Origin of the sequence: Oceanimonas aquatica (genome assembly GCF_030732065.1) — a bacterium.
Taxonomy (GTDB): Bacteria; Pseudomonadota; Gammaproteobacteria; order Enterobacterales; family Aeromonadaceae; genus Oceanimonas.
Genome location: NZ_JAVBHX010000001.1, coordinates 573,782 through 597,295, shown reverse-complemented (window position 1 = coordinate 597,295; position 23,514 = coordinate 573,782). Strand labels below are relative to the sequence as shown.

The 23,514-nt window shown below is 59.4% G+C and carries 22 protein-coding genes and 1 tRNA gene; 11 read left to right on the top strand and 12 right to left on the bottom strand.

Annotated elements, in window-relative coordinates; all coding sequences use genetic code 11:
- Nucleotides 1-6: 6 nt before the first annotated feature.
- The 5 genes from Q9290_RS02805 to Q9290_RS02785 form a co-directional block, all read right to left on the bottom strand.
- Nucleotides 7-3,303 carry a bifunctional diguanylate cyclase/phosphodiesterase gene (locus Q9290_RS02805; RefSeq protein WP_306078099.1) on the bottom strand — a complete coding sequence of 1,099 codons (3,297 nt, stop codon included), beginning with the start codon at nt 3,301-3,303 and terminating at the stop codon, nt 7-9.
- Between the two features lie 435 nt (nt 3,304-3,738).
- The gene (locus Q9290_RS02800; protein WP_306078098.1) at nt 3,739-4,788 is read right to left on the bottom strand and encodes an MATE family efflux transporter; all 1,050 of its coding nucleotides are present in this window, start codon (nt 4,786-4,788) and stop codon (nt 3,739-3,741) included.
- Nucleotides 4,670-5,101: an MATE family efflux transporter gene (locus tag Q9290_RS02795; RefSeq protein WP_306078097.1), complete on the bottom strand. Its 432-nt coding sequence runs from the start codon at nt 5,099-5,101 to the stop codon at nt 4,670-4,672. Before Q9290_RS02795 ends, Q9290_RS02800 begins: the two co-directional genes overlap by 119 nt.
- A 17-nt stretch (nt 5,102-5,118) precedes the next feature.
- Nucleotides 5,119-6,207 carry an alkene reductase gene (locus Q9290_RS02790; RefSeq protein ID WP_306078096.1) on the bottom strand — a complete coding sequence of 363 codons (1,089 nt, stop codon included), beginning with the start codon at nt 6,205-6,207 and terminating at the stop codon, nt 5,119-5,121.
- Nucleotides 6,208-6,339: 132 nt separating this feature from the next.
- The gene (locus tag Q9290_RS02785; protein WP_306078095.1) at nt 6,340-7,521 is read right to left on the bottom strand and encodes an MFS transporter; all 1,182 of its coding nucleotides are present in this window, start codon (nt 7,519-7,521) and stop codon (nt 6,340-6,342) included.
- 91 nt (nt 7,522-7,612) lie between these two features.
- Between Q9290_RS02785 and Q9290_RS02780 the strand changes: the two genes are divergently transcribed.
- Both Q9290_RS02780 and Q9290_RS02775 read left to right on the top strand, forming a co-directional pair.
- Nucleotides 7,613-8,494 carry a LysR family transcriptional regulator gene (locus Q9290_RS02780; RefSeq protein WP_306078094.1) on the top strand — a complete coding sequence of 294 codons (882 nt, stop codon included), beginning with the start codon at nt 7,613-7,615 and terminating at the stop codon, nt 8,492-8,494.
- 105 nt (nt 8,495-8,599) lie between these two features.
- Complete coding sequence (locus Q9290_RS02775) at nt 8,600-9,526, top strand: LysR family transcriptional regulator (RefSeq protein WP_306078093.1); 927 nt, start codon at nt 8,600-8,602, stop codon at nt 9,524-9,526.
- Nucleotides 9,527-9,700: 174 nt separating this feature from the next.
- On the opposite strand, the gene Q9290_RS02770 is transcribed toward Q9290_RS02775, so the two are convergent.
- Both Q9290_RS02770 and Q9290_RS02765 read right to left on the bottom strand, forming a co-directional pair.
- On the bottom strand, nt 9,701-9,847 hold the full coding sequence (locus Q9290_RS02770) for a hypothetical protein (RefSeq protein ID WP_306078092.1): 147 nt from the start codon (nt 9,845-9,847) through the stop codon (nt 9,701-9,703).
- Nucleotides 9,848-10,026: 179 nt separating this feature from the next.
- Nucleotides 10,027-10,114: transfer RNA gene (locus Q9290_RS02765), tRNA-Ser, on the bottom strand.
- A gap of 200 nt (nt 10,115-10,314) precedes the next feature.
- Between Q9290_RS02765 and rnt the strand changes: the two genes are divergently transcribed.
- Nucleotides 10,315-10,989 (top strand): ribonuclease T, encoded by a 675-nt coding sequence (gene rnt / locus Q9290_RS02760; RefSeq protein ID WP_306078091.1) that lies wholly within the window; start codon nt 10,315-10,317, stop codon nt 10,987-10,989.
- A gap of 31 nt (nt 10,990-11,020) precedes the next feature.
- On the opposite strand, the gene Q9290_RS02755 is transcribed toward rnt, so the two are convergent.
- On the bottom strand, nt 11,021-11,686 hold the full coding sequence (locus tag Q9290_RS02755) for a cupin domain-containing protein (protein WP_306078090.1): 666 nt from the start codon (nt 11,684-11,686) through the stop codon (nt 11,021-11,023).
- 67 nt (nt 11,687-11,753) lie between these two features.
- Entirely contained in the window at nt 11,754-13,232 is a 1,479-nt protein-coding gene (gene modF, locus Q9290_RS02750; protein WP_306078089.1) for a molybdate ABC transporter ATP-binding protein ModF, read from the bottom strand.
- 170 nt (nt 13,233-13,402) lie between these two features.
- Between modF and Q9290_RS02745 the strand changes: the two genes are divergently transcribed.
- Nucleotides 13,403-13,648 carry a TIGR02647 family protein gene (locus Q9290_RS02745; protein WP_306078088.1) on the top strand — a complete coding sequence of 82 codons (246 nt, stop codon included), beginning with the start codon at nt 13,403-13,405 and terminating at the stop codon, nt 13,646-13,648.
- Between the two features lie 170 nt (nt 13,649-13,818).
- Complete coding sequence (locus Q9290_RS02740; protein ID WP_306078087.1) at nt 13,819-14,067, top strand: hypothetical protein; 249 nt, start codon at nt 13,819-13,821, stop codon at nt 14,065-14,067.
- A gap of 44 nt (nt 14,068-14,111) precedes the next feature.
- On the opposite strand, the gene Q9290_RS02735 is transcribed toward Q9290_RS02740, so the two are convergent.
- Nucleotides 14,112-14,717 (bottom strand): peroxiredoxin C, encoded by a 606-nt coding sequence (locus tag Q9290_RS02735; RefSeq protein ID WP_306078086.1) that lies wholly within the window; start codon nt 14,715-14,717, stop codon nt 14,112-14,114.
- 232 nt (nt 14,718-14,949) lie between these two features.
- Here Q9290_RS02735 and Q9290_RS02730 point away from each other — a divergent pair, with 232 nt between their 5' ends.
- Nucleotides 14,950-16,272, top strand: a complete 1,323-nt coding sequence (locus Q9290_RS02730; RefSeq protein WP_306078085.1) for a Na+/H+ antiporter family protein — start codon at nt 14,950-14,952, stop codon at nt 16,270-16,272.
- 101 nt (nt 16,273-16,373) lie between these two features.
- Here the strand turns inward: Q9290_RS02730 and Q9290_RS02725 are convergent, their stop codons facing one another.
- Nucleotides 16,374-17,276, bottom strand: a complete 903-nt coding sequence (locus Q9290_RS02725; protein ID WP_306078084.1) for a LysR family transcriptional regulator — start codon at nt 17,274-17,276, stop codon at nt 16,374-16,376.
- 148 nt (nt 17,277-17,424) lie between these two features.
- On the opposite strand from Q9290_RS02725, the gene aguB reads away from it, so the two are divergent.
- Nucleotides 17,425-18,315, top strand: a complete 891-nt coding sequence (gene aguB / locus Q9290_RS02720; protein ID WP_306078083.1) for an N-carbamoylputrescine amidase — start codon at nt 17,425-17,427, stop codon at nt 18,313-18,315.
- On the top strand, nt 18,315-19,385 hold the full coding sequence (gene aguA, locus Q9290_RS02715) for an agmatine deiminase (protein ID WP_306078082.1): 1,071 nt from the start codon (nt 18,315-18,317) through the stop codon (nt 19,383-19,385). Before aguB ends, aguA begins: the two co-directional genes overlap by 1 nt.
- A 139-nt stretch (nt 19,386-19,524) precedes the next feature.
- On the opposite strand, the gene Q9290_RS02710 is transcribed toward aguA, so the two are convergent.
- Nucleotides 19,525-19,863 (bottom strand): Grx4 family monothiol glutaredoxin, encoded by a 339-nt coding sequence (locus Q9290_RS02710; RefSeq protein WP_094199568.1) that lies wholly within the window; start codon nt 19,861-19,863, stop codon nt 19,525-19,527.
- A gap of 262 nt (nt 19,864-20,125) precedes the next feature.
- On the opposite strand from Q9290_RS02710, the gene sodB reads away from it, so the two are divergent.
- From sodB to Q9290_RS02695, 3 genes are all read left to right on the top strand, one after another.
- Nucleotides 20,126-20,710 carry a superoxide dismutase [Fe] gene (sodB, locus tag Q9290_RS02705; RefSeq protein ID WP_306078081.1) on the top strand — a complete coding sequence of 195 codons (585 nt, stop codon included), beginning with the start codon at nt 20,126-20,128 and terminating at the stop codon, nt 20,708-20,710.
- Between the two features lie 132 nt (nt 20,711-20,842).
- A complete protein-coding gene (gene rimO, locus Q9290_RS02700; protein ID WP_306078182.1) occupies nt 20,843-22,156 on the top strand; it encodes a 30S ribosomal protein S12 methylthiotransferase RimO in 1,314 nt (437 codons plus the stop codon).
- A 357-nt stretch (nt 22,157-22,513) separates the two neighbouring features.
- On the top strand, nt 22,514-23,365 hold the full coding sequence (locus tag Q9290_RS02695; RefSeq protein WP_306078080.1) for a MurR/RpiR family transcriptional regulator: 852 nt from the start codon (nt 22,514-22,516) through the stop codon (nt 23,363-23,365).
- The last annotated feature ends 149 nt before the right edge of the window (nt 23,366-23,514 follow it).

The window sequence follows — 23,514 nt, the reverse complement described above, 5'->3', positions numbered from 1 at the left end:
CATCAATCAGTGGTTTTCCGCAATAAAGGCGGCAAAGTCGTCGGCCGGCAGTGGCCGGCTGTACCAGTAGCCCTGAATGGCATTGCAGCCCTTGCGCTGCAGGGTTTCCAGCTGCTCCTCGGTCTCCACCCCTTCGGCAATGGTGCGCATGCCCAGGTTACCGGCCATGTGAATAATGGCGTTGACGATGGTCTTGTCTTCGTGGTTGTGAGTCACCTCGTCGATAAAGGACTTGTCGATCTTGATTTTGTCCACCGAGAAACGCTTGAGGTAGCTCATGGAGGAATACCCGGTGCCGAAATCGTCGATGGAGATGCAAAAGCCGGCGGCACTGAGGCCGGCGATTTTCTCGCCGGTTTCTTCCGGGTTAACCATGGCGACCGACTCGGTCAGCTCCAGATCGAGGGCGCCGGCAGGCACACCGCTGGCCGCGACGCGGGCCTGCAGCTCACTCACAAAGTCCGGCTGCACCAGCTGCACCGCCGACACATTCACGGCTATGGACAGGTCGCTCCTGCCCGCCCGGTGCAGCAGCGCCAGTTGCTCCAGCACCCGGTCGATCACCCACCAGCCAATGCTGACAATAAGGCCGTTCTGCTCCGCCAGGGGAATAAATTCCGCCGGCGACACAAAGCCCCACTCGGCGTGGCGCCAGCGCAGCAGGGCTTCGGCGCCGATCATACGCTTGTGCTCTAAATCGAGCTGGGGCTGAAAGGCCAGCGTCAGCTCGTTGTTGGCAATGGCGTTCTTCAGCGCCGTGGCCAGCGCCAGTGCCCGCTCGCTGTGCTTTTGCATCTCGGGAGCATAAAAGCGCAGGCCGTTGCGCCCGTCCTGCTTGACCCTGTACATGGCCAGCTCCGCCGCCTTGAACAGCTCCACGGCGTTGTCGCCATCGTGAGGAAAGGTGGCAATGCCGAGGGAGGCACTGAGCGACAGCGGGTTATCCCGCAAATTGACCGGCTCCTGCACATGCTGCAGCACCCGCTCGGCCAGCAGCGCCACCGGCTCCTGTTCGTTGCCGTCCACCGCCAGCACAAAACTGTCGCCTTCGGGCCGGCCAATCAGGCTGCCCGGCGCCAGCAGGTTTCTCAGGCGGTTGGAGATTTTCACCAGCAGCTCATCGCCTTCCACATAACCCAGGGTGTCGTTGACCGACTTGAAGTTATCGAGATCCAGCCACAATAACGACAGCCCGTCTCCCCGCGTTCTGGCCCGGGTCATCTGCTGTGCCAGTTGCTGCTCAAAGGCGTGCTTGTTAAGCACACCGGTGAGCTGATCAAACTGGGACAGCTGGCGCAACCGCTCTTCGTTTTCCCGGTGCTGAGTGATGTCTTCCTTGTGGGCCACGTAGTTGATCACCCGGCCGGTTTCATCACAGATGGGATAAATGGACGCACTTTCAAAATACAGGCTGCCGTTGCGGCGGCGGTTGAGCAGCTCCCCTTTCCAGGGCCGTCCCTGATTGAGGTGAGCCCACATGTCTGCATAAACCCGGCGTTCGGTCTTGCCCGACCTCAGCATTCTCGGATTACGCCCCATCACTTCGTCGGCGGCATAGCCACTGACCCGGGTAAAGGCCTTGTTCACATACTGTATACGTACCTCGGCATCGGTAATGATGACCGGGTACGGGTTTTGCTCCAGCGCCTTGGACAGCAACTGAATGCTTCGGTGCTGCCGGCACTGACTGAGCCGGCTCCACAGGGTACTGGCCAGCATATTGAGGGTGTCGTGGTCCTGCTCGACGTAACTGCCGGTTTTACCAAACACGCTGATCACCAGGCAGACACCGTCCTTGTTCAGCACAGGCAGGCTGATGCCGCCCTCATTCCCCTGCCAGTATACCAGCTGGCCGCTGTCGGCGGCCTGCTGCCAGGGCGGCGTGCCGTTCAGCGCCGGCAGATCCTGCAGACCAAACAGGGTGGGATGCGCAAGCAGGCGTCCGTCATGGCTGCCCTGGTGCACCAGGGCGCCGGTGCTGGCGGTCAGCGCCGCCGCCTGCTCGGCCCCACACAACAGCAGGTGCTGCTCGTCACGCTCGTGGGCCAGGTTATTGATTCGCAACAGTGCACTGTTGAGGTGGGTTTCATGCAAAATACGGGTTTCGTTTGCCACCTGCTGGCTGATGTCCCGGGACAACACCAGAAAGCTGCCCTCGCCGGCGTTGTGCTTTTTCGATACCGACAGTCCCAGATAGCAGGGGGCCGCATCGGTGCCTGCCCGAATGCGAATGTCATGAGCCACCCCTTCCCGGGCGGCGGTGTGCAGGGCATCAAAAAATACCGCTGCGGCAGGCTCGGACAGCCAGCTTCGCACGTTGGCATGAGACCTGATCTGCCAGGCAGACAGGTCGCCGGTTTCGCCGCCGGCATACACCGACAGAATGTCTCCCTGCCGGGTCACTTCAAACAGCGAGTCGGGCAAGGCGTCGACGGTGGCCTGCAGCCGTGAACGGGCGTCGCGCAAATACTGGTAGGGCTCGTACACCATTTCCCGAAACAGCGCCCGGTACAAAAAGCCGTAGGTAATAATCTTGTAAAGGTGACCGAGAATATTGTTGGCGTCGGTAAAGTCGACGTAAATGGTAAAGAAATGCTCCCCCATGGCCATGATGATGGCGGACACGGCCAGATAGAGGTAGGTGATAAACCCCTCGGTGCGATAGCGATTGGCCAGCCCCAGTGCGGCCACCATATGAGCGCCAATAATCAGGTATTCAAAGTGCACCTTGAAATCGGTGAGGCCCTGACCCACCACATAGGTGTCGGGCACGTACCGGGGAAACAGTAAAAACCAGACGTGTACCAGCGCCACCAGGGTCAGCATCAGCAACAACAGGCTTCTGCGCTGCCCGGCGCCGGCTCGCTTTTCCATCAGGGAGGGTAAAAACGCCACAAAAAGCAAAATGACGGCGGTAAGCAAACGCGCCGCCAGCCAGAAATTGATGGCCTTTTCCGGCGTATTCGCCGTAATAAAGTCCGGCAGCACCTGGTAGGACAGCACATGGGAAAGATCGAACAGGCCAATACCCAGAAACCCGATGCCAATCACCAGAGTCTGCAACGATGGCCGGTAGCGCTGAGTGACCCAGGCCATGCCGAAAATCATCATGGCGATGGTAAACGCCGACACTTCAAAGATGATGTTGAGCGGGACGTAGTTGATCAGAAACTCGACGCGCTGAAACATCGGCAGCCACTGGGACAAGCCCATGACCAGCGCCAGCAACACAACCCAGAAACAGCCCTTGAATACTTCCCTGTGATGCCCGCGTTGTGCCGACATCAGTAATACATCACTCACCAATCACCTTCCTGAACAGCATCCCGTATTTCCACCCCGGTACTCTGAGGCTTCATACGGATCAAGGCGGCCATATTGACACAAAAAGAAAGGGTTTTTCAGCCGCATGCCGTCCCGGCAATGCAAGTGACGGGTTTTTATCCTGTTTCCGGCGATAAATAAAACGGGTCCATCTCACCAGAGCTGAGATGGACCCATTTTATTTTTTGAGGCTGCTTTTTCTGGCCGTTAACAAGGGACCAGAGCCACAAGCTAAATGTCCGAATACGAACAAGCCCAAGCATATTATGCTTGGGCTTGAAGGACGTAAACGGACATGTAAGGGCTGATTTTTGCCCCAATTTTGCCCCAAAAATGGCTATCGCCAGCCGGTGAATATACACAACTCCAGCGACCCGAAAAGGCCCGCTGCAACGCCCATGGCAAGCACCGCAGTCAGAGGCCGGCTTTCGCGGCAGCCCTGCCGGGATCCGACTGAGCCCTAATGCACCAGGTTCGATACAGGTGCCAGCTCATCAGCCCGGCCAGCAGATTTCCCGCCATGGCACCAAGAAGCAACCCGTTCAGGCCATCCAGCGTGGAGCCAAGCCACAACAGGGGCAGGTAGCAGCCCAGCAGCCTTAATGCCGACATCACCAGCGCCAGCCTGGGCATGCCCATGGCATTGCACGCCGACACCAGGATCATGCACACCCCCAGGGCGCCATAGCTGGGCGGCACCCGCCACAGATAGTCGGCCAGCAAAGCAGCGGTGGTGGGATCGCTGATCAGGACGTCACTCAGGGGCGCCGAGACAAGCACCAGCAGCATGGCCAGCGCCAGCTGCCATAACAACACAAAGGTGACGGCGGTACGCACCAGCAGGCGGATCTGTTCAATATTGCCGCTGCCCCGCAGCCGGCCAATCATGGGCGGCATGGCCATGGTCAGGGCCAGCACCACCACGATGGACAGCAACTCGATACGGCTGCCCAGCCCCCAGGCGGCAACAGCATGCTCACCATGCACAGCCACCAGGGCCGTGGCCAACATGGCCGATAACGGCGGCATCAGCTGGCTCAGGGTACTGGGCAGCATAAAGGACGACAGGCGTGTCAGCCCGCTTCGCACACGGGCGGCATGACTTGGCAAGCGGATCAGTCGCCGGCGCACCAGACCGGTAAAAATAACCACACAACCGGCCCCAAAGGCACAGACGGTGGCCCAGGCGGCCCCAGCCAGGCCCGTGTCCAGGGTAAAGATGAACAGGGGATCCAGCACCACGTTGATCAGGCTGGTCAGCACCATCACCAGCCCCGGCAGCAGGGTTTCGCCATGCGCCCGAAACAGGCTGTAGCCAAAGTACAGCATGGCCCCCAGCCAGCAGCTAACCAGCCAGGGCAGCCAGTATTCCCGTACCAGCGGAAACAGCGACTCGGTGGCCCCCAGACGGGAGACAATCACTTGCTGCCCGGCCCAGACCAGCAGGCAAAGCAGCAACACCACTCCCCCCGCCGGTGGCCAGCACCAGGCTGCCCAGTTGCCGGGCTTCACCTCGCCTGCCGGCGCCAAGTGCGGTAGAAATAATGGTGGTAGTGGCAATGCCCAGGCCAACCTGAATGCCGATGATCAGCTGATATACCGGAATGGTGAAGCCCACCGCCGCCAGCGGCTGGGTACCCAGCTGGCCGATAAAGGCGCTGTCGACCATCTGACTGCTCATGATGGCCAGCACGCCAATCAGCATGGGCCAGGTCATGCGGTACAGCTGCTGGCCAAGGGACTCGCCGGTGGGTTTCATGACGTCTGCGTCAGTCATTGCTTGGCTGCACCAGCTTATGCGGTGGCGTCGGCCAGCGCGGCCATAGTAGGATAATCGTTATACCCTTCGGCGCTCTGACCATAAAAGGTGGCCGGATCCGGCTCATTGAGTTCGGCCCCGGCCTGCAGGCGCTCCACCAGATCCGGGTTGGCAATAAAGGGCACCCCAAAGGCAATGGCCTCGGCATGACCGGACTGTACGGCGGCATTGGCTTCCTCACGGTCATAGCCCATGTTCAGGATCAGGTTGCCCCGGTAGTGCTCACGGGCGGGAGTCACCGCATCAAGCTGCTGCTCGCCCAGAAAATCACCGCGCATCAGATGCAGATAGGCCAGCTTGTAGTCGTTAAGACGCTGCGCCAGCCAGCTGATCAAGCCGACCGGATCGCTGTCCTTCATGCTGTTGAAGCTGTTCAGCGGCGACAGACGCACACCCACCCGATCGCTGCCCCAGACGCCGACGACGGCATCCAGCACTTCCAGCAGCAGCCGGGCACGGTTTTCGAGCGGTCCGCCATAGGGGCCGGTGCGCAGGTTGCTGCCGTCCCGCAGGAACTGATCCAGCAGGTAACCATTGGCGCCGTGCAATTCCACGCCGTCAAAACCGGCGCGCCTGGCATTTTCGGCGGCGATTTTAAACCCTTCAACAATGGCCGGGATCTCGTCATCACGCAGTTCACGGGGCACGGTGTAGGCCTTTTTACCTTCCGGGGTGTGCACTTCATCATTGGTGATGGCCAGCGCACTGGGTGCCACCGGCACCCGGCCGTTGTTCAGCAGCGGGTGACAGGCACGGCCACCGTGCCAGAGCTGCAGAAAAATCTTGCCGCCCCGGGCATGCACGGCGTCGGTAACCTTCTTCCAGCCGGCCACCTGGGCCTCGGAGTAGATGCCCGGCTCACGCCAGAACGCCGAATTGCCTTCCATCACCATGGTCGCTTCGGCAATCAGCAGGCCGGCAGAGGCGCGCTGAGCATAATGCTCAACGATAAGATCGGTGGGAACATGGTCGGCATCGGCACGAATGCGGGTCAATGGGGCCATCAGCACCCGGTTGTTCAGTTCAACGGCACCAAGGCGAATCGGCGTAAAGAGATCTGTCATGGGAGTCCTCGTTATCGTGACTGGCAGGCCCTGCCTGCCAAAGGCATGGGCCTATTTCGCCAGAACCGGCCATGGCTGTGTAGCCGGTCTGGCCTTGGAACGGTTGTGAATAAAAGTTGAAACCAGACTGGTTCAGTACCCGCCGACACGTGCCTCGGCACGCTGGTCGAGGGCACCGGAGAAGCGGGTCAGCACCAGCGCCAGCAGCACAATCAGGGCACCAATCCAGGCGGTGTCCATCAGCGACATGCCCTCGATAATCACGCTACCCAGTATCGAGCCCAGGGCAATACCCACGTTAAAGGCGGCGATATTCAGACCCGATGCCACGTCCACCGCCTCGGGGGTGTATTTTTCCGCCAGTTGCACCACATACACCTGCAGGCCGGGCACATTGCCAAAGGCAAAGGCACCCCACACCAGAATGGTCAGCACCGCGGCCACCGGGTGAACGGCGGTAAAGGTGAAGGCCAGCAGGATCAGCGCCAGTGCCGCAAAAATAATGTTCAGCGCCTTGATCGGCCCCAGACGATCCGCCAGACGGCCGCCCCAGATATTGCCGATGGCCACCGACACGCCATAGACCAGCATGATGAGGCCAATGGCACCGGACTCGAAACCGGACACTTGCTCCAGGATCGGCGCCAGGAAGGTGAAGGCGGTAAAGGTGCCGCCATAGCCCACGGCGGTCATGGCATACACCAGCAGCAGGCGCGGCTGAGTCAGCACCTTAAGCTGTTGGGACATGCGCGCCGGCGGGGCCTGCTTGAGGTTTTTTGGCACCAGCAAGGCACTGCCGACAAGGGCAATCAGGCCCAGTGCCGCCACCACCATGAAGGTAGCGCGCCAACCAAAGCTCTGGCCGATCCAGGTGCCCAGAGGGACGCCGGTCACCAGAGCCACGGTCAGGCCGGTAAACATGATGGCAATGGCACTGGCTTCCTTGTCCTTGCTCACCAGGACGGTGGCAATGGTGGAGCCAATGGAGAAAAACACGCCGTGGGCCAGACCGGTAAGAATGCGTGCCATGATCAGCGAGTTGTACCCCGGCGCCAGCCAGGCCAGTAGGTTGCCAATGACAAACAGCGACATAATGGCCATCAGCACGTTTTTACGTTTCCAACGTCCAGTCAGAGCCGTCAGCACAGGTGCGCCCACGGCCACGCCAAGGGCATAAAGGCTGACCAGCAGGCCGGCGGACGGCAGGGATACACCCAGATCCTGGGCGATGGTGGGTACCAGTCCGACAATCACAAATTCGGTGGTCCCAATGGCAAATGCACTGAGGGTCAGCGCAAGAAGAGCAACGGGCATTACAGTCTCCGCGACAAGTTGAGTTGCAGCGGAGTATGCCGGCGAGTATCTTTTACAAAAACAGCACCATCAACAAAATACCTTTGCAAAAATGGCAATAATCTCCCGTACCGAAGACCTCGAAATTTTACTGACGGTGATCGACAGCGGCAGCCTGTCGGCGGCGGCCCGCATTCTCGACATTCAGGTGGCCCGGGTATCCCGAGCACTCAGCCGACTGGAAAAGGAGCTGGACTGCACCCTGCTGAACCGCACCACGCGCAAGCTGGAGCTGACCGAAGAAGGCCGATTGTTCAGTGATGAGGTACGCCGGGGACTGGACCGGCTGGCCAGAGCCGAAGAGAGCCTGAGAGCCTTGCGGGGGGTGCCGGCAGGACGGCTGCGGGTAGATGCGGTGACGCCCTTTATTTTGCATCAGCTGGTGCCGGGGTTTCGTGAATGCTATCCGCAAATTGAACTGGAGCTGGTGGCCAGTGAAAACATCATCGATCTGATTGAGCGCCGCACCGATCTGGCCATTCGCATCGGTGACCTGCAGGACTCCAACCTGCATGCCCGTTTTCTGGGACGCAGCCCGCTGCACGTGGTGGCGTCACCGGCCTATCTGAAACGACATGGCACGCCCCAGACCCTGGATGCACTGCGCCACCACCAGATCATTGGCTTTACCGATGCGCCCCATCTCAACCGCTGGCCGCTGTCGTCCCCGGTGACGGTGGTACCCAATCTTTCCAGCAGCAGCGGCGAAACCATTCGCCAGCTCTGCCTGGCCGGTCAGGGGCTGGCGTTGTTGTCCGAGTTCATGATTCAGGACGATCTGGCACAGGGGCAGCTGGTGAGCGTGCTGGCGCACTGTGTGATCACTCCTAACGCCCGCGAGCCGGTGCATGCGGTGTATTACCGCAATACTGCCCTCTCCAGCCGGATCACCGTCTTTCTTGACTATGTGGCTCCACGGCTGACACTGGGATAGGTGCTGGGCCGGCGGTATAATGCCGCCGAATGCCTGTCGGTTTCCGACTACCCCAGCGTATTACGCTAAGCCAAAGCCATTGACCACCGAAGGCCCCATAACCCGATGATCCCCAATCAGCTCAACATCTTTCTCGCCGTGGTCAAGAACGGTAACTTCTCCTCGGCGGCCAGGCACCTGGGGGTAACTTCGGCGGCCGTCAGCAAGGCCGTGGCTCAACTGGAGAAGTCGCTGGAATTGCGTCTGTTTCACCGCAGCACGCACTCCCTGACCCTCACCGAAGACGGCCATGAACTGTATAAAAGAACCGGGCCCCTGGTTGAGCAGCTTGAAGATCAGATTCATCGCAGCAAAGACAAGAAAAAACAGCCTCACGGCCGGTTGAAAGTGAACCTGCCCGACAGCTTCGGGCGCATGGTAGTACTGCCCCTGCTACCCGCCTTTCTCGAAAAATACCCGGATATTGAGCTGGATCTGCAGTTTGATGACCGTATCGGTGATCTGGTGAAAGAAGGCGCGGATGTCGGCATTGGTGTCATGCTCAATCAGGACAGCCGCCTGATTGCCCGCGAATTCTACAAGCTGCAACCGGTGCTGGTGGCCAGCAGTGGCTACATTGAAAAGTTTGGCGAGCCCGCCACCCCGAATGAGCTGTCGCGCCATAACTGTATTGCCTACCGCTCCTCCACCACCGGCCGCAAAAAGACCTGGGACTTTCGCGTGAAGGGCGAGCTGATCCAGCGCGAGCCCCAGGGCAACCTGACCGTGAACAGCCTGTCGGCCGCCATCAAGGCGGTGGAAATGGGCGTGGGTATTGCTGCCGTAGGCATTGGCCACGCTCAAGCCTGCATTGAACAGGGCTGCTTTCGCCGCGTGCTGCGAGACTATGAGGCCGACTCCATTCAGGTGATGATTTACTACTCGTCACGCAACTACCTGCCGGCTAAAACCCGGTTATTTATCGATCACCTGATGGAGCATGTTCACGATGAGCGAACCGCCGATCTGGACGCCATCATTCATGAGCTGTAATGCCCCCATGACCGGGTCGACGGCCCGGCGTCTGGCGCTCTCCTGCTTTGTGTCGATATTCAAAGACTAAGGCCGGAGCCAGTGAAGATCCGGCTTCGCAACAATATCACCGGTAAAACCGACACCAGGCAGCACAATCCAGAGGCAGAATGAAATAGCCCAGAGCGCCGTACATCACTGCCTTGGCCCAGGCGGGTGTGTCGGGATCCTGAGTGCCGGTTCCAGCACTTTGCGGCCAACACGAGCAGCCAGTTTTTGGGCCTTGGACCAGAATTCATCGTCCTGGTAGTGATGCTGGTAATCTTCGGGATGGTTGTTCATGCTTTCCCCTCCCCTGATGCGTGTTGCTGTTGAGGGAATCATAGCGGGAAGAAATAGCTTTGGAGCGGCTCACAAGCTTGTGAGCGGAAGTACAGGAACACCTGTAAACCGGGTGTTATAAGCCGAAAAGAAGGGATAAACGAAAAAACCCGCACATTGCTGTGCGGGTTTTTATAATCTGGCGGTGAGGGAGGGATTCGAACCCTCGATACGTTTCCGTATACACACTTTCCAGGCGTGCTCCTTCGGCCACTCGGACACCTCACCAAATTGTTTGCTGTCAGGCCTGTGCCTCGTCAGCGGGGCGTATAGTAGGCAAGGCCGGCGCCGGGTGCAACCCTTTTTCTTGACCCTATGTTGCGTTTGCGCATTATTGCGTCAGTTGCCCGCCTCAACCAACTGGCGGGCGACGATGGCGGCCGACTCTGGCATAATGGGCGCCCGTTTTTTGCAGCGACAGGACCAACATGACGGCAACAACGTCAGCAAATCAGCTACACGAGCGTTTTCGAGGCTACTATCCGGTGGTGATCGACGTGGAAACCGGCGGCTTTAATGCCCGCACCGACGCCCTGCTGGAAATTGCCGCCATCACCCTGAAGATGGACAAAAATGGCTGGCTGAGCCCGGATCAGACCTTTCATTTTCATGTCTCCCCCTTTGAAGGCGCCAACCTCGAGCCGGCGGCGCTCGAATTTACCGGCATCGATCCCTGGAGTGCCCTGCGCGGTGCGGTCACCGAGCGGGAAGCCCTGGAGCAGATTTTCAAGGGCGTGCGCAAGGGTATCAAGGCCAACCACTGCCAGCGGGCAGTGATCGTGGCCCACAATGCCTCCTTTGACCATGGCTTTGTGATGGCCGCGGCCGAACGCGCCGAGCTAAAACGCAACCCGTTTCATCCCTTTGCCACCTTTGACACCGCCAGCCTGGCCGGCCTGGCCCTGGGGCAGACGGTGCTGGCCAAGGCCTGCCGCGCCGCCGGCATGAGCTTTGACAACAAGGAAGCCCACAGCGCTCTGTACGATACCCGCAAAACTGCCGAGCTGTTCTGCACCATCGTCAATCGCTGGAAACTGCTGGGCGGCTGGCCCCCCGCCCCCACCGACACGCCGGACTTCGGCGAAACCGAATCGCAGTCATAACAAAAAGCCCGCCAACCGGCGGGCTTTTTGTTCAGATGGCGTGACTCACCGGACTGGCGGCGGTCAGGTGGCCGGTGCGCACCCACAGCCGGGTATGGCCTCTGGCCTGCAACGCCGGCACCGCCATCGGCGGCAGGCGCAACCAGCTGAGCGGCCCCAAAGTGGTTTCGCCGTTGCTGAGCTCACCTTCCAGCACCAGTATCTCCAGCCCGGAACGATAACAGCAGGCGGGAAAACGGCCGCCCTCGGCAAACTCCAGCAAACTGGTGCTGACGCCGTGATAGCGATGCAGTGACAAGCGGCGAAAGCCATGCTCACCGGTTAGCCAGAGTCCCTGCCGCTCCTGCACCACCTTGAAGGCGTCGTCAGTTGGCTCGAACTGGTTGAGCTTGACGAAAATGACACAGCCGTCGCGGCTGAAGGCCCGGTGCCGGCTGCCCGGCGGATGGCGCACATAGCTGCCCGCACCATAATCGCCGTTGTCATCGGAAAAGGTGCCTTCCAGCACCCAGAATTCCTCCCCCAGCGGGTGTTCATGCTCGGGAAACGCCGCCCCCGGCTGAAACCGCACCAGGCTGGTGACATGGCCGCTTTCGGCCGCTTCACGCTCCAGCGGATAGCGCCAGACGCCGGCGGCCGGGGATGGCTGCCAGCGGTCGGCATGGTAAGGAAGGGTCAAGGCTTGAGAAAAGTCCATATTCAGCATCGGCACATATCCCGACGAACAAGTGGAACCCTCATCCTGACCCTGTCCTCGGTCCGGGTCAAGCTTTGTTAAGCGCCTCGCAGGGATAGCGGTAACCGCCTTCGCCGTCGGGCACAAAGCTCAGCCGGTGGCTGATGCAGGACGGTGCATCCGAGGGGTGGTGAGAGACAAACAGCAACTGGGTGTTGCCTTCGGCCACCAGCAAGTCAATCCAGCGCTTGACCCAGTGGCGGTTAAAGGTGTCCAGGCCCTGCAATGGCTCGTCCAGGATCAGAATGGGCGGGTGCTTGACCATGGCCCGGGCGATTAGCAGCAGCCGTTGCTGACCATAGGACAGATTGCGGAACGGCTCGTTGGCCAACTCCTCCATGTCCAGCAGTGCCAGCCACTGGTCGGCCAGCTTGAGCTGGGCATCGCCCGGCTGCTGATACACGCCAATGGAGTCGAAAAAGCCGGACAGGATCACCGCTTTGGGGGTAGCCGTGACCCGGTAATCCTGCTGCATGGTGGTGCTGACGTAACCGATGTGCTGCTTGATGTCCCAGATGGTCTCACCACTGCCCCGGCGGCGGCCGAACAGGGTGAGATCGTTGCTGTAGCCCTGAGGATGATCGCCGGTTACCAGGCTCAGCAGGGTGGACTTGCCGGCGCCGTTGGGGCCCATTACCTGCCAGTGCTCTCCCGGGTTCACTCGCCAGTCGAGGCCGTTGAGGATCACCTTGTCGCCGTAGCTGACCCGCATGTCACGCATCACAATGCGCGGTGTGTCTGCATCCAGCTCACGGCGCTCGGCGTCCGGGTCTGCCGGCGGCAGGGCCTGAGTGCTGGCCTCGAGTGCAGCCAGGTGATTCAGTTGCTGCAGTTCAACGGAGGCACCCACCGCTTCACGCGGGCCGGCCTGGGTCAGTTCGCATTCGGCCAGAATGCCGAGATGGCTGGCAAAGTCGGGCAGCTCTTCAAAGCGGTTAACGATAAGCACCAGGGTCTGACCGGCGGCCACCAGCTCGGCCAGCAGGCTCATCAGGCCCTCGTGGGCATTCACATCCAGACCGTCAAAGGGCTCGTCAAGCACCAGCAATTCGGGCTGGCTCAGCAGCGCCCGGCACAGCAGTACCTTGCGGGTTTCCCCGGTGGACAGATACTTGAAGCCACGATCAAGCAGCGCGGTAATGCCAAAGCGGGCCGCCAGCGCCTCGAGCCGGGCTGGGTCGTTGGCTCCTTCAAGCATGATCTGGCGGGCGCTGTGGCCGTCGTCCTGAGCGTCGAGCAGATCGCTCTCGTCTTCGTCCCGTTCCCGATCCGCCAGTTGTTGCAGCTGCTCAAACGACACCCACTCAACCCGGGCAAAGTCATGCTCGTTCGTTCCCTCAAGGCACCTCAGCTCACCTGCCAGGGCCCGGGCTAGGGCGGTCTTGCCACTGCCGTTGGCGCCCACAAACGCCCAGCACTGGCCGCCGGTCAGGTTCAGTTCGGGAATGTGCAACTGGTGTCGGTCGCTGATGGCAAAACGGGCGTCCTTGATACAAATGGCGCTCATGCGGGCATGTTCCTTGGTTGTTGTGACAAAACTCACATAATCCGTATCCGGGCCGCCGGATGCAAGTCCGAAAAAGACCCGACCGACTCGGTAATTGTGAGCCGCACCTCACTCACCATCGCCAGAACAGGCTAACGTCATAGGTGTTTCTCACACGCTAAGGAGTGCTTATGCGCTATCACCCGGCATTGATGGATGAACTCAATCTGTTGCTGCATTTTGATCTCGACACCACCCAGCAAGGCATCAAGGTGCATCATGATGCCACCCCCGGCATGGTCGAGGCCGCCGCGCGCCTGCACGAAAAGGGCCTGATCACTCAGGCCGACGGCGGTTATCTTACCGAGCTGGGCCGCGAAACCGCCGAGCACGCTCACGCCATGCTGGGTCTGCTCAAGGAGCCCTCTCCCGCCTGATGGTTCATTCGGGCAGTTTCGGCTGCCCCCTTCCTGCTCATATTTCAAGCGATTTCGATCACAAAATAACCAGCCAAGTCCCATTCCTGATTGTTCAAATTGCCACCACGGATGTACTATTCATGCCGTTGAAGAGAGCCATATGAATAATAAAAAAAAGGAACCGGGATATGTCGTTGATCCACTGCGAGCAATGCGGCAAACCGTTTTTTGCTCATCACAGGCGCTGTGTTCATTGCCGCAGTCTGCGGGAAGACATTCGACACACACCAGTCCTGCGCAAGCCGTTATCGTTACTGGCAAGTGTGGTGGCGGTGGCCGGCCTGCTGCTGATATGGGGACTGACCGAGTCAGGCCCACTCCACGCCGCCGATGATATTCGCGGCCCCGGGGTGGAAATGAGCGAGCCACAGCCATAAAAAATGCCGGCATGATGCCGGCATTTTTGTGGAACGCGCTAGCCTTACAGGCCTTCGGCGTTCTCGGACAGGTAGCTGGCCACGCCGTCCGGAGAGGCCTGCATGCCGGCCTTGCCTTTTTCCCACTGAGCCGGGCACACTTCGCCGTGCTCTTCGTGGAACTGCAGGGCGTCGATCATGCGCAGCATCTCGTCGATGTTACGGCCCAGGGGCAGATCGTTCACAACCTGGTGACGAACCACGCCGTTGGCGTCGATCAGGAAGGAGCCACGGAAGGCCACGCCGACTTCCGGGTGCTCAACGTCGTAGGCCTGGCAGATTTCGTGCTTGACGTCGGCAACCAGCGGGTACTGAACCTGGCCGATACCGCCCTTGTCGATATCGGTGTTGCGCCAGGCGTTGTGGGTGAACTGGGAGTCGATGGACACACCGATCACTTCCACGCCACGGCTCTGGAATTCAGCAAAACGGTGATCGAAGGCGATCAGCTCGGAAGGACACACGAAAGTGAAGTCCAGCGGGTAGAAAAACACAACGGCGGCTTTGCCCTTGGTGAATTCCTTGAGGTTAAAGTTCTCAACGATTTCGCCATTGCCCAGCACAGCGGCAGCGGTAAAGTCGGGTGCCTGACGGCCTACCAGTACGCTCATCTTTATCTCCTTGGGGTTTAACAGAACGGTTTTTTAAAACCATACCGAATCAGTCAGATATTATATGGGTGCCCATCGCCAAACCCAAGGGGCAAGACAAACAAGCCTTGCCAGCCGCTCAAAAAAAGTACAATCCGGACAATTAGGGCCAAAAGCAAAATAATGCTCGACATTCCCGGCTCGATTTGCAAACTACCTGCTTCTTTTTTTGTTAAAACCTGAAGGATATTCCATGAATCCCGTTGTCATCGCCGTGTCTCTGATGCTGGTGCTGAGCCTGCTGCGCATCAACGTGGTGATCTCTCTGGCGCTGAGCGCCCTGGTGGGTGGCCTGGTGGGCGGCCTGTCGCTGACCGACACCGCCAAAATTTTTGCCGACGGCCTGGGCGGCGGCGCCACCATCGCCCTGAGCTATGCCATGCTGGGTGCCTTTGCGGTGGCCATTTCCCGCTCGGGCATTACCGATCTGCTGGCAGTGCGAATCATTCGTGCTCTGGGCCAGGACGCCAGCCAGGGCCGGGTGCTGTGGATCAAGGCGGTGCTGCTGTGCGCCCTGCTGCTGGCGGCGGTGTCGTCCCAGAATCTGATCCCCATTCATATCGCCTTTATTCCCATTCTGGTGCCGCCTCTGCTGCACGTGATGGCACGCTTGCAGCTGGATCGCCGGGCGGTGACCTGTGTGCTGACCTTTGGCCTGACCGCCACTTACATGATGTTACCGGTGGGTTTTGGCGGCATTTTTCTCAACAACATTCTGCTGGCCAACCTGGTGGAAAACGGCGTGGAAGCCACCAAGGGTATGCTGCCCCTGGCCATGGGCATTCCGGTGGGCGGCATGTTCCTCGGCCTGCTCGTGGCGCTGTTTATCAGCTACCGCAAACCCCGCCTGTATGATGAGAGCAAAATCATCGCGGTAGAGCCGGAGCACATTCGAATTAATCCGCTGCATATCGGCATTGCGATTATCGCCATTATCAGCGCGCTGAGCCTGCAGCTGTACAGTGACTCCATTATTCTCGGTGCCATGGTGGGCTTTGTAATCTTCACCATGGGTGGGGTGATTAAGTTTCGTGAAAGCCAGGATGCCTTTACTCAGGGCGTAAAAATGATGTCGCTGATCGGCTTTATCATGATCTCCGCCGCAGGCTTTGCCGCCGTGATCAAGGCCACCGACGGCATTGGCAGCCTGGTGCAAGCGGTGGCCGATGTGCTGGGCGACAACAAGGCGCTGGCGGCACTGTCGATGCTGGTGGTGGGCCTGCTGATCACCATGGGCATCGGCTCGTCCTTTTCCACCATTCCTATCATCGCCCCCATTTATGTGCCCCTGTGCATCTCCCTGGGCTTTTCACCCCTGGCGACCCTGGCCATTATCGGCACCGCCGGTGCCCTGGGTGACGCCGGCTCGCCGGCCTCAGACTCAACCCTGGGCCCCACCTCGGGCCTGAACGCCGACGGCCAGCATGATCATATCTGGGACTCGGTAGTGCCCACCTTCCTGCACTACAATATTCCGCTTATCGGCTTTGGCTGGCTTGCGGCCATGGTGCTTTAAAAGCTCTCAGCAATAAGCTTTCAGCCATCAGTTGTGCCGGGGCTTGCCCGGCACATTTGTTTTCACCCCCTCACCCATTTCTCCTCACCCCTACCCTCAGCTCAAATCAGCGAGCGCAGTAACTCCCGCAGCCATTGCAGGGCGGGCTGGCGGTCGTGCAACGGGTGCCAGACGCAATTGAGATGATAGGCAGGCAAGTCTGCCGGCAAGGCCACCTGCCTTAACGGCCAGGCGCCGGCCAGCAGGGCGGCCACCTTGCTCGGCAACACCAGCAGGTGATCGCTTTGCACCACAATGGCCGCCGCCGACATATAGCTCTGGCTGTTCACCGATATTTGCCGCTTCAGGCCCTGACTGGCCAGCCAGGTGTCGATGCTGGCCTCGCGGGTACCGAGCGGAGAGTGAAACACATGGGGCAGCGCGGTGAGCTGCTTAAGAGACAACCCCTCACCCACCTCGGGATGATCCTCGGCGACGATGCCCGCCAATGGCTCGGTCAGCCAGGTTTCGGTACGCAACGAGGCCGGCACTTTCATGTATTCATCAAAGCCCAGCACCAGATCCACTTCACCATTGGCCAGGGAAGCTTCGGGCAGCTGATCCCGCAAAATTTCAATTTCAATGCGCACCCCGGGCGCCAGGGTCTTGAGCCGGCGGATCAGCGGTGGGATCAGCACGCACTCCACGTAGTCGGTGGTGCTGATCACAAAACGTCGCCGCGAGCTGGCCGGCTCGAAATGTGCTTCCCGGCCCAGCTCCTGCTCCAGCAGCATCAGCGCCTGACGCACCGTCTGATGCAGGCTTAACGCCCGCTGAGTGGGCTGCATGCCGGTGGCACTGCGCACCAGCAAGGGGTCTTCAAAAAACTGGCGCAGGCGGTTCAGGGCATGGCTCATGGCCGGCTGGCTGATAAAACACTGTTGCGCCGCCCGGGTCACGTTACGCTGGGTCATCAGGGCATCAAAGGCCAGCAACAGGTTCATATCAAGCTGGTGAAGTTTCATGCAAAATTCACGCTATGGATAATAAAATTAATATTATTCATTTGATGGATGAACAGGCAAGTCCCAGACTCACTCCATGGACACCGGCAGCCGCAAGTGACGCCGGCCTTCAACCCGATCCCCTTTAGCCGATACAAGGAGCTATTTCATGACCATGGTAACCGTGGCCGCCACCCAGATGGCCTGCAGCTGGAACCGAGACGAAAACATCGCCCGCGCCGAAAAACTGGTGCGCCAGGCCGCCGGTCAGGGGGCCCAGATCATTCTTATTCAGGAGCTGTTTGAAGCGCCCTACTTCTGCATCGATCAGAGCCCGGAGCACTTTGCCCTGGCCCAGGAAGTCGACAACAGCCCGCTGATCGCCCATTTTCAGGCCCTGGCCAAGGAGCTGGAAGTGGTGCTGCCGCTCAGCTTCTTTGAGCGCGCCAGCAACGCCTATTACAACTCCCTGGTGGTGATTGACGCCGACGGCGCCGTGCTGGACTTGTATCGCAAGACCCACATTCCCAATGGCCCCGGCTACCAGGAAAAACAGTTCTTTACTCCCGGCGACACCGGCTTTCGAGTATGGCAGACCCGCTACGCCAAAATAGGCGTGGGCATCTGCTGGGATCAGTGGTTCCCGGAAACCGCCCGCAGCCTGGCACTGATGGGGGCAGAGCTGATCTTCTTCCCCACCGCCATCGGCTCCGAGCCGCAGGATGCCAGTATCAACAGTCAGCCCCACTGGACCCGTACCCAGCAGGGCCATGCGGCCGCCAACCTGGTACCGGTGATCGCATCCAACCGCGTCGGCACCGAGCAAAGCAAATACCACGACAATCTGGAAATCACCTTTTACGGCTCATCCTTTATTGCCGATGAGTTCGGTGAGCTGGTGCAGCAGGCCGACAAGACCAGCGAGTGCGTGCTGGTGCACAGCTTTGATCTGGACGCCGTCGCCAAGACCCGTCACAGCTGGGGTCTGTTCCGGGATCGCCGCCCGGCCATGTACCAGACCCTGCTGACCTCAGACGGCAAGCAGAGCGGAGGTCGCTGATGGACGCGCTCAAGGGCTATTACATGCCCGCCGAGTGGGCGCCCCAGCAGGCGGTGTGGATGATCTGGCCCCATCGCCCCGACAACTGGCGGGAAAATGGCGTCCCGGCCCAGGCCACCTTTGCCAGGCTGGCCGAGGCCATCTCGGCAGTCACCCCGGTGTTGATGGCGGTGCCGGCGGCGGACATGGGCAAGGCCAGGGCAACCATGCCGGCGGCGGTGACCCTGGTGGACATTGAAAGCGATGACGCCTGGGCCCGGGATACCGGACCCACCGTGGTGGTGGACGGCCGAGGCGGTATCAAGGGTATCGACTGGCGCTTCAACGCCTGGGGTGGTGAGCTGGGCGGCCTCTATGCGCCCTGGGATCAGGATCAGGCCATGGCCCAGGCCATGCTGGCCCAGCATGGTATTGCGGCGGTGGAAAGCCCGCTGGTGCTGGAAGGCGGCTCCATTCATGTTGACGGCGAAGGCACCCTGCTCACCACTCGCGAATGCCTGCTCAATGCCAACCGCAACCCGAAGCTTACTCAGGCCGAAATCGAGCAACACCTGCGCGACACGCTTGGGGTAACCCGCTTTATCTGGCTGGATGAAGGGGTATACATGGACGAAACCGACGGCCATATCGACAACATGGCCTGTTTCGCGCGCCCGGGTGAGGTGATTCTGCACGGCTGCGAAGACCCGCAGGATCCGCAATATGTGCGCACCCAGGCGGCATTCGAGGTACTGAGTTCGGCAACGGACGCCAGGGGCCGCCGGCTCAAGGTGTGGCTGCTGCCTCAACCCGGGCCGCTGTACATCAGTGACGAGGAAGCCGCCGGCATCGCTACCGGCAGCGGTGTACCGCGCCCGGCGGGCGAGCGGCTGGCGGCGTCGTATGTGAACTTTCTCATCACCAACGGCCGGCTGCTGTTTCCGCTGCTGGATCCGAATACCGACGGAGAAGCTCAGGCCCGGCTGGAGGAAATCTTTCCGGAATTGGAGGTGGTGGGCATACCGGCGCGGGAAATCCTGCTCGGCGGCGGCAATATTCACTGCATCACTCAGCAGATCCCCGCAGTATAACTATCACAAACGTCATGCCGGGCTTCGACCCGGCACCTTTCTGCAGACAACACCTTCGTTTCATCCAAAAAAATGCCGGCTCAAGGCCGGCATGACGGTATCAGTATTCAAAGGCAGGCTGGTGCCTGCCTTTTGAGTATCAGGCCTGCTCGGGCTTGGGATGCTTGGCAGCCGTGTCCTTGATCAGGGTCTGCAGCTCGCCCTGCTGGAACATCTCGATGATGATGTCGCAGCCGCCGATCAGCTCGCCTTCCACCCACAGCTGGGGAAAGGTCGGCCAGTTGGCGTACTTGGGCAGCTCGGCGCGAATTTCCGGATTCTGCAGAATGTCCACATAGGCGAAGGGCTCACCGCAGTTCATCAGGGCCTGGGACGCCTGAGCGGAAAAACCGCAGCTCGGGAACTTGGGAGACCCTTTCATGTACAGCAGAATGGGGTTTTCACTGATCTGGGTTTTGATTTTTTCAATGGTGTCCATGACCACCTCGGACGGAAGTTGCTAAAGGCTTCATTCTACTGCATCCCTTCCCGGTCTCAAGGGCCGCAACCGATTAATTAACCTTCCCTTTGGTACCCGTACAAAAGCTGTTGTTGTTTAGCCCGCTGGCTAACTGTTACAATTCTGTCAGCAATTTAGCGGTCTGCGACTATGCTGATTGAAGTCGTAACCGCCACCAATAAGAAGCAAGCAGCAATGTCTTCGCCGGTCTCATCCGGCGCACAAAAATGGAGAATTGAAAATGGCTTTTGAACTTCCCGCTCTGCCTTACGCCAAGAACGCTCTGGAACCGCATATCTCTCAGGAGACTCTGGAATATCACCACGGCAAGCACCACAACACCTACGTGGTTAACCTGAACAACCTGGTTCCCGGCACCGAGTTCGAAGGCAAGTCTCTGGAAGACATCATCAAAACTTCTTCCGGCGGCATCTTCAACAACGCCGCTCAGGTATGGAACCACACCTTCTACTGGAACTGCCTGTCTCCCAACGGTGGCGGTGAGCCCACCGGCGCCCTGGCCGATGCCATCAAGGCCGCTTTCGGCTCTTTCGATGCCTTCAAGGAAGAGTTCACCAAGTCTGCCGTGACCAACTTCGGCTCCGGCTGGACCTGGCTGGTGAAAAAGTCCGACGGCTCTGTGGGCCTGGTTAACACCTCCAACGCCGGTTGCCCGCTGACCGAAGTAGGCCTGACTCCCCTGCTGACCTGCGACGTGTGGGAGCACGCCTACTACATCGACTACCGCAACGTGCGTCCCGACTATGTGAAAGCCTTCTGGGCCCTGGTCAACTGGGACTTCGTAGCAGAAAACTTCGCCAAGTAAGTTTTCACCTGCTTAAAACACCCCGGCCCGCCGGGGTGTTTTTGTTACTGGGGCTTTTTTAATCAAGCCCCCTGAGTGTAAAATGCGCCCTTTCTTGTGTTTGTTCGTCAAAGTGAGTCCATTCTAGTGAGTATGTCTGTTCCCCGTATCGGCTTTGTGTCTCTCGGTTGCCCCAAAAACCTGGTCGACTCCGAGCGAATTCTGACCCAGCTGCGTATCGAAGGTTACGATGTGGTGCCTTCCTACGATGATGCCGATATGGTGATCGTCAACACTTGCGGCTTTATCGACAGCGCGGTGCAGGAATCCCTGGAAGCCATCGGTGAAGCCCTGAACGAAAACGGCAAGGTGATCGTCACCGGTTGTCTGGGTGCCAAGGAAGATCAAATCCGTGAAGTGCACCCCAAGGTGCTGGAAATTACCGGCCCCCATTCCTATGAGCAGGTACTGGAGCACGTGCACCGTTATGTGCCCCGTCCGGAATACAACCCCTTCGTCAACCTGGTGCCCGAACAGGGTGTCAAGCTGACCCCCAAGCACTACGCCTACCTGAAGATCTCCGAAGGCTGCAACCACAAGTGCACTTTCTGCATTATTCCGTCCATGCGGGGCGATCTGGACAGCCGCCCCATCGGCGACGTGCTGGCCGAAGCCGGCCGCCTGGCCGATGCCGGCGTGAAAGAGCTGCTGGTGATCTCTCAGGACACCTCCGCCTACGGCGTAGATGTAAGGCACAAGACCGGCTTTGCCAGCGGCACCCCGGTCAAAACCCATATTCAGGCCCTGTGCGAAGAGCTGGGCAAAATGGGTGTGTGGGTACGTCTGCATTATGTCTACCCCTACCCGCATGTGGACGATCTCATTCCGCTGATGCGCGACGGCAAGATCCTGCCCTACCTGGATATACCGCTGCAGCATGCCAGCCCGCGTATTCTTAAATTAATGAAACGCCCCGGCGCGGTGGAGCGCACTCTGGAGCGCATTCGCAGCTGGCGGGAGATCTGCCCCGAGCTGACCATTCGCTCCACCTTTATCGTGGGTTTTCCCGGCGAGACCGAGGAAGACTTTCAAATGCTGCTTGACTTCATCGAGCAGGCCGAGCTGGACAGGGTGGGCTGCTTTACCTACAGCCCGGTGGAAGGGGCCCGCGCCAACGAGCTGGCCGATCCGGTGCCGGAAGAGATCAAGCAGGAACGCTATGAGCGCTTTATGGCACTGCAGCAGCAAATTTCCACCCGCCGCCTGGCCCAGAAGGTGGGCAAAACCATCAAGGTACTGATCGACGAAGTGGATGAAGAAGGTGCCATCGGCCGCTCCAGCGCCGACGCCCCGGAAATTGATGGCATGGTGTACCTGAACGGCGAAACCGGCCTCAAGCCAGGCGACATGGTGACCGTTACCGTCACCCACTCCGACGAGTACGATCTCTGGGCCGAGCTGGCCTGACGCCGGCTATTGAGCACTGGTCACTCCCGAGAAAGGCGGGAGTCCATGATGGTTGCACAGGATTAAACCTGTATGGCAATCACTGGATGCCCGCCTTCGTGTGCATGACAGCACAGATGAATATCAGCCCCGGCAACGGGGCTTTTTTGTGCCCGACGGTGTCGTCAATTCATTTCATTTGTTGTTTAACTACAGTTTTGTTGGCTTTTTTTTCGCCCATCAAGTAATTTTTTCAGTCTGTCATCATACTTTGGTATGGCAGGGCTCTTACGGCAATCACTTGTCCTGTATAGTGTATTCCGTTGTTTTGCATCATTCGGGCCGGATCCCGCCCGCCTTACCGAGCCGGAAGTTCAGATGAATACATTGGAAAAAATTACCAAAAATCTCGACAGTTTCAGCAAGTCTGAACGCAAGGTGGCAGAAGTGATCCTCGCTTCGCCCCAGACCGCCATTCATTCCAGCATTGCGGCGCTGGCCAAACTGGCCGACGTCAGCGAGCCCACCGTTAACCGCTTTTGTCGCCGCCTCGACACCAAGGGCTTTCCCGACTTCAAGCTGCACCTGGCCCAGAGCCTGGCCAACGGCACCCCTTACGTAAACCGTCACGTGGAAGAGGACGACGGTCCCGAGTCCTATACCGCCAAGATTTTCGAGTCCAGCATGGCCTGCCTCGACTCCGCCCGGCACAGCCTGGATCCTCAGGCGGTCAACCGCTGCGTCGACATTCTGACCCAGGCGCGCAAGCTGTCCTTCTTTGGCCTGGGCGCCTCTTCCGCCGTGGCCCACGATGCCATGAACAAGTTCTTTCGCTTCAACGTGCCGGTACAGTGCTTTGACGATGTGGTGATGATGCGCATGAGCTGCATCGCCAGCTCCGAAGGCGACGTGGTGGTCCTGATCTCCCATACCGGCCGCACCAAGGCGCTGGTGGAAGTGGCCCAGCTGGCCCGGCAGAACGACGCCGTGGTGATTGGTCTGACCGCCAAGGACTCGCCGCTGGCCCGGGAATGCAGCGTGGTGCTGTCAATGGATGTGCCGGAAGACACCGACGTTTACCTGCCCATGGCCTCGCGGCTGGCGCAGATGGTGCTGATCGATGTGCTCGCCACCGGCTTTATTCTGCGCCGGGGTGCACGCTTCAGGGACAACCTGAAAAAGGTCAAGGAAGGGATCAAGAACTCCCGCTTTGACGGCCCCCATCACTGAGTCAGCCCGCTCTGCTATTAACGGCGCCCGCACGGGCGCCTGCATGTTAATTCGCGATGGAAAATGTTACAGCCCACTCAGCACAATTCATGGGTAAAATTGCGCACAAAATTCACACAAACTGAATTTAATGAAGTATTACCAGAACA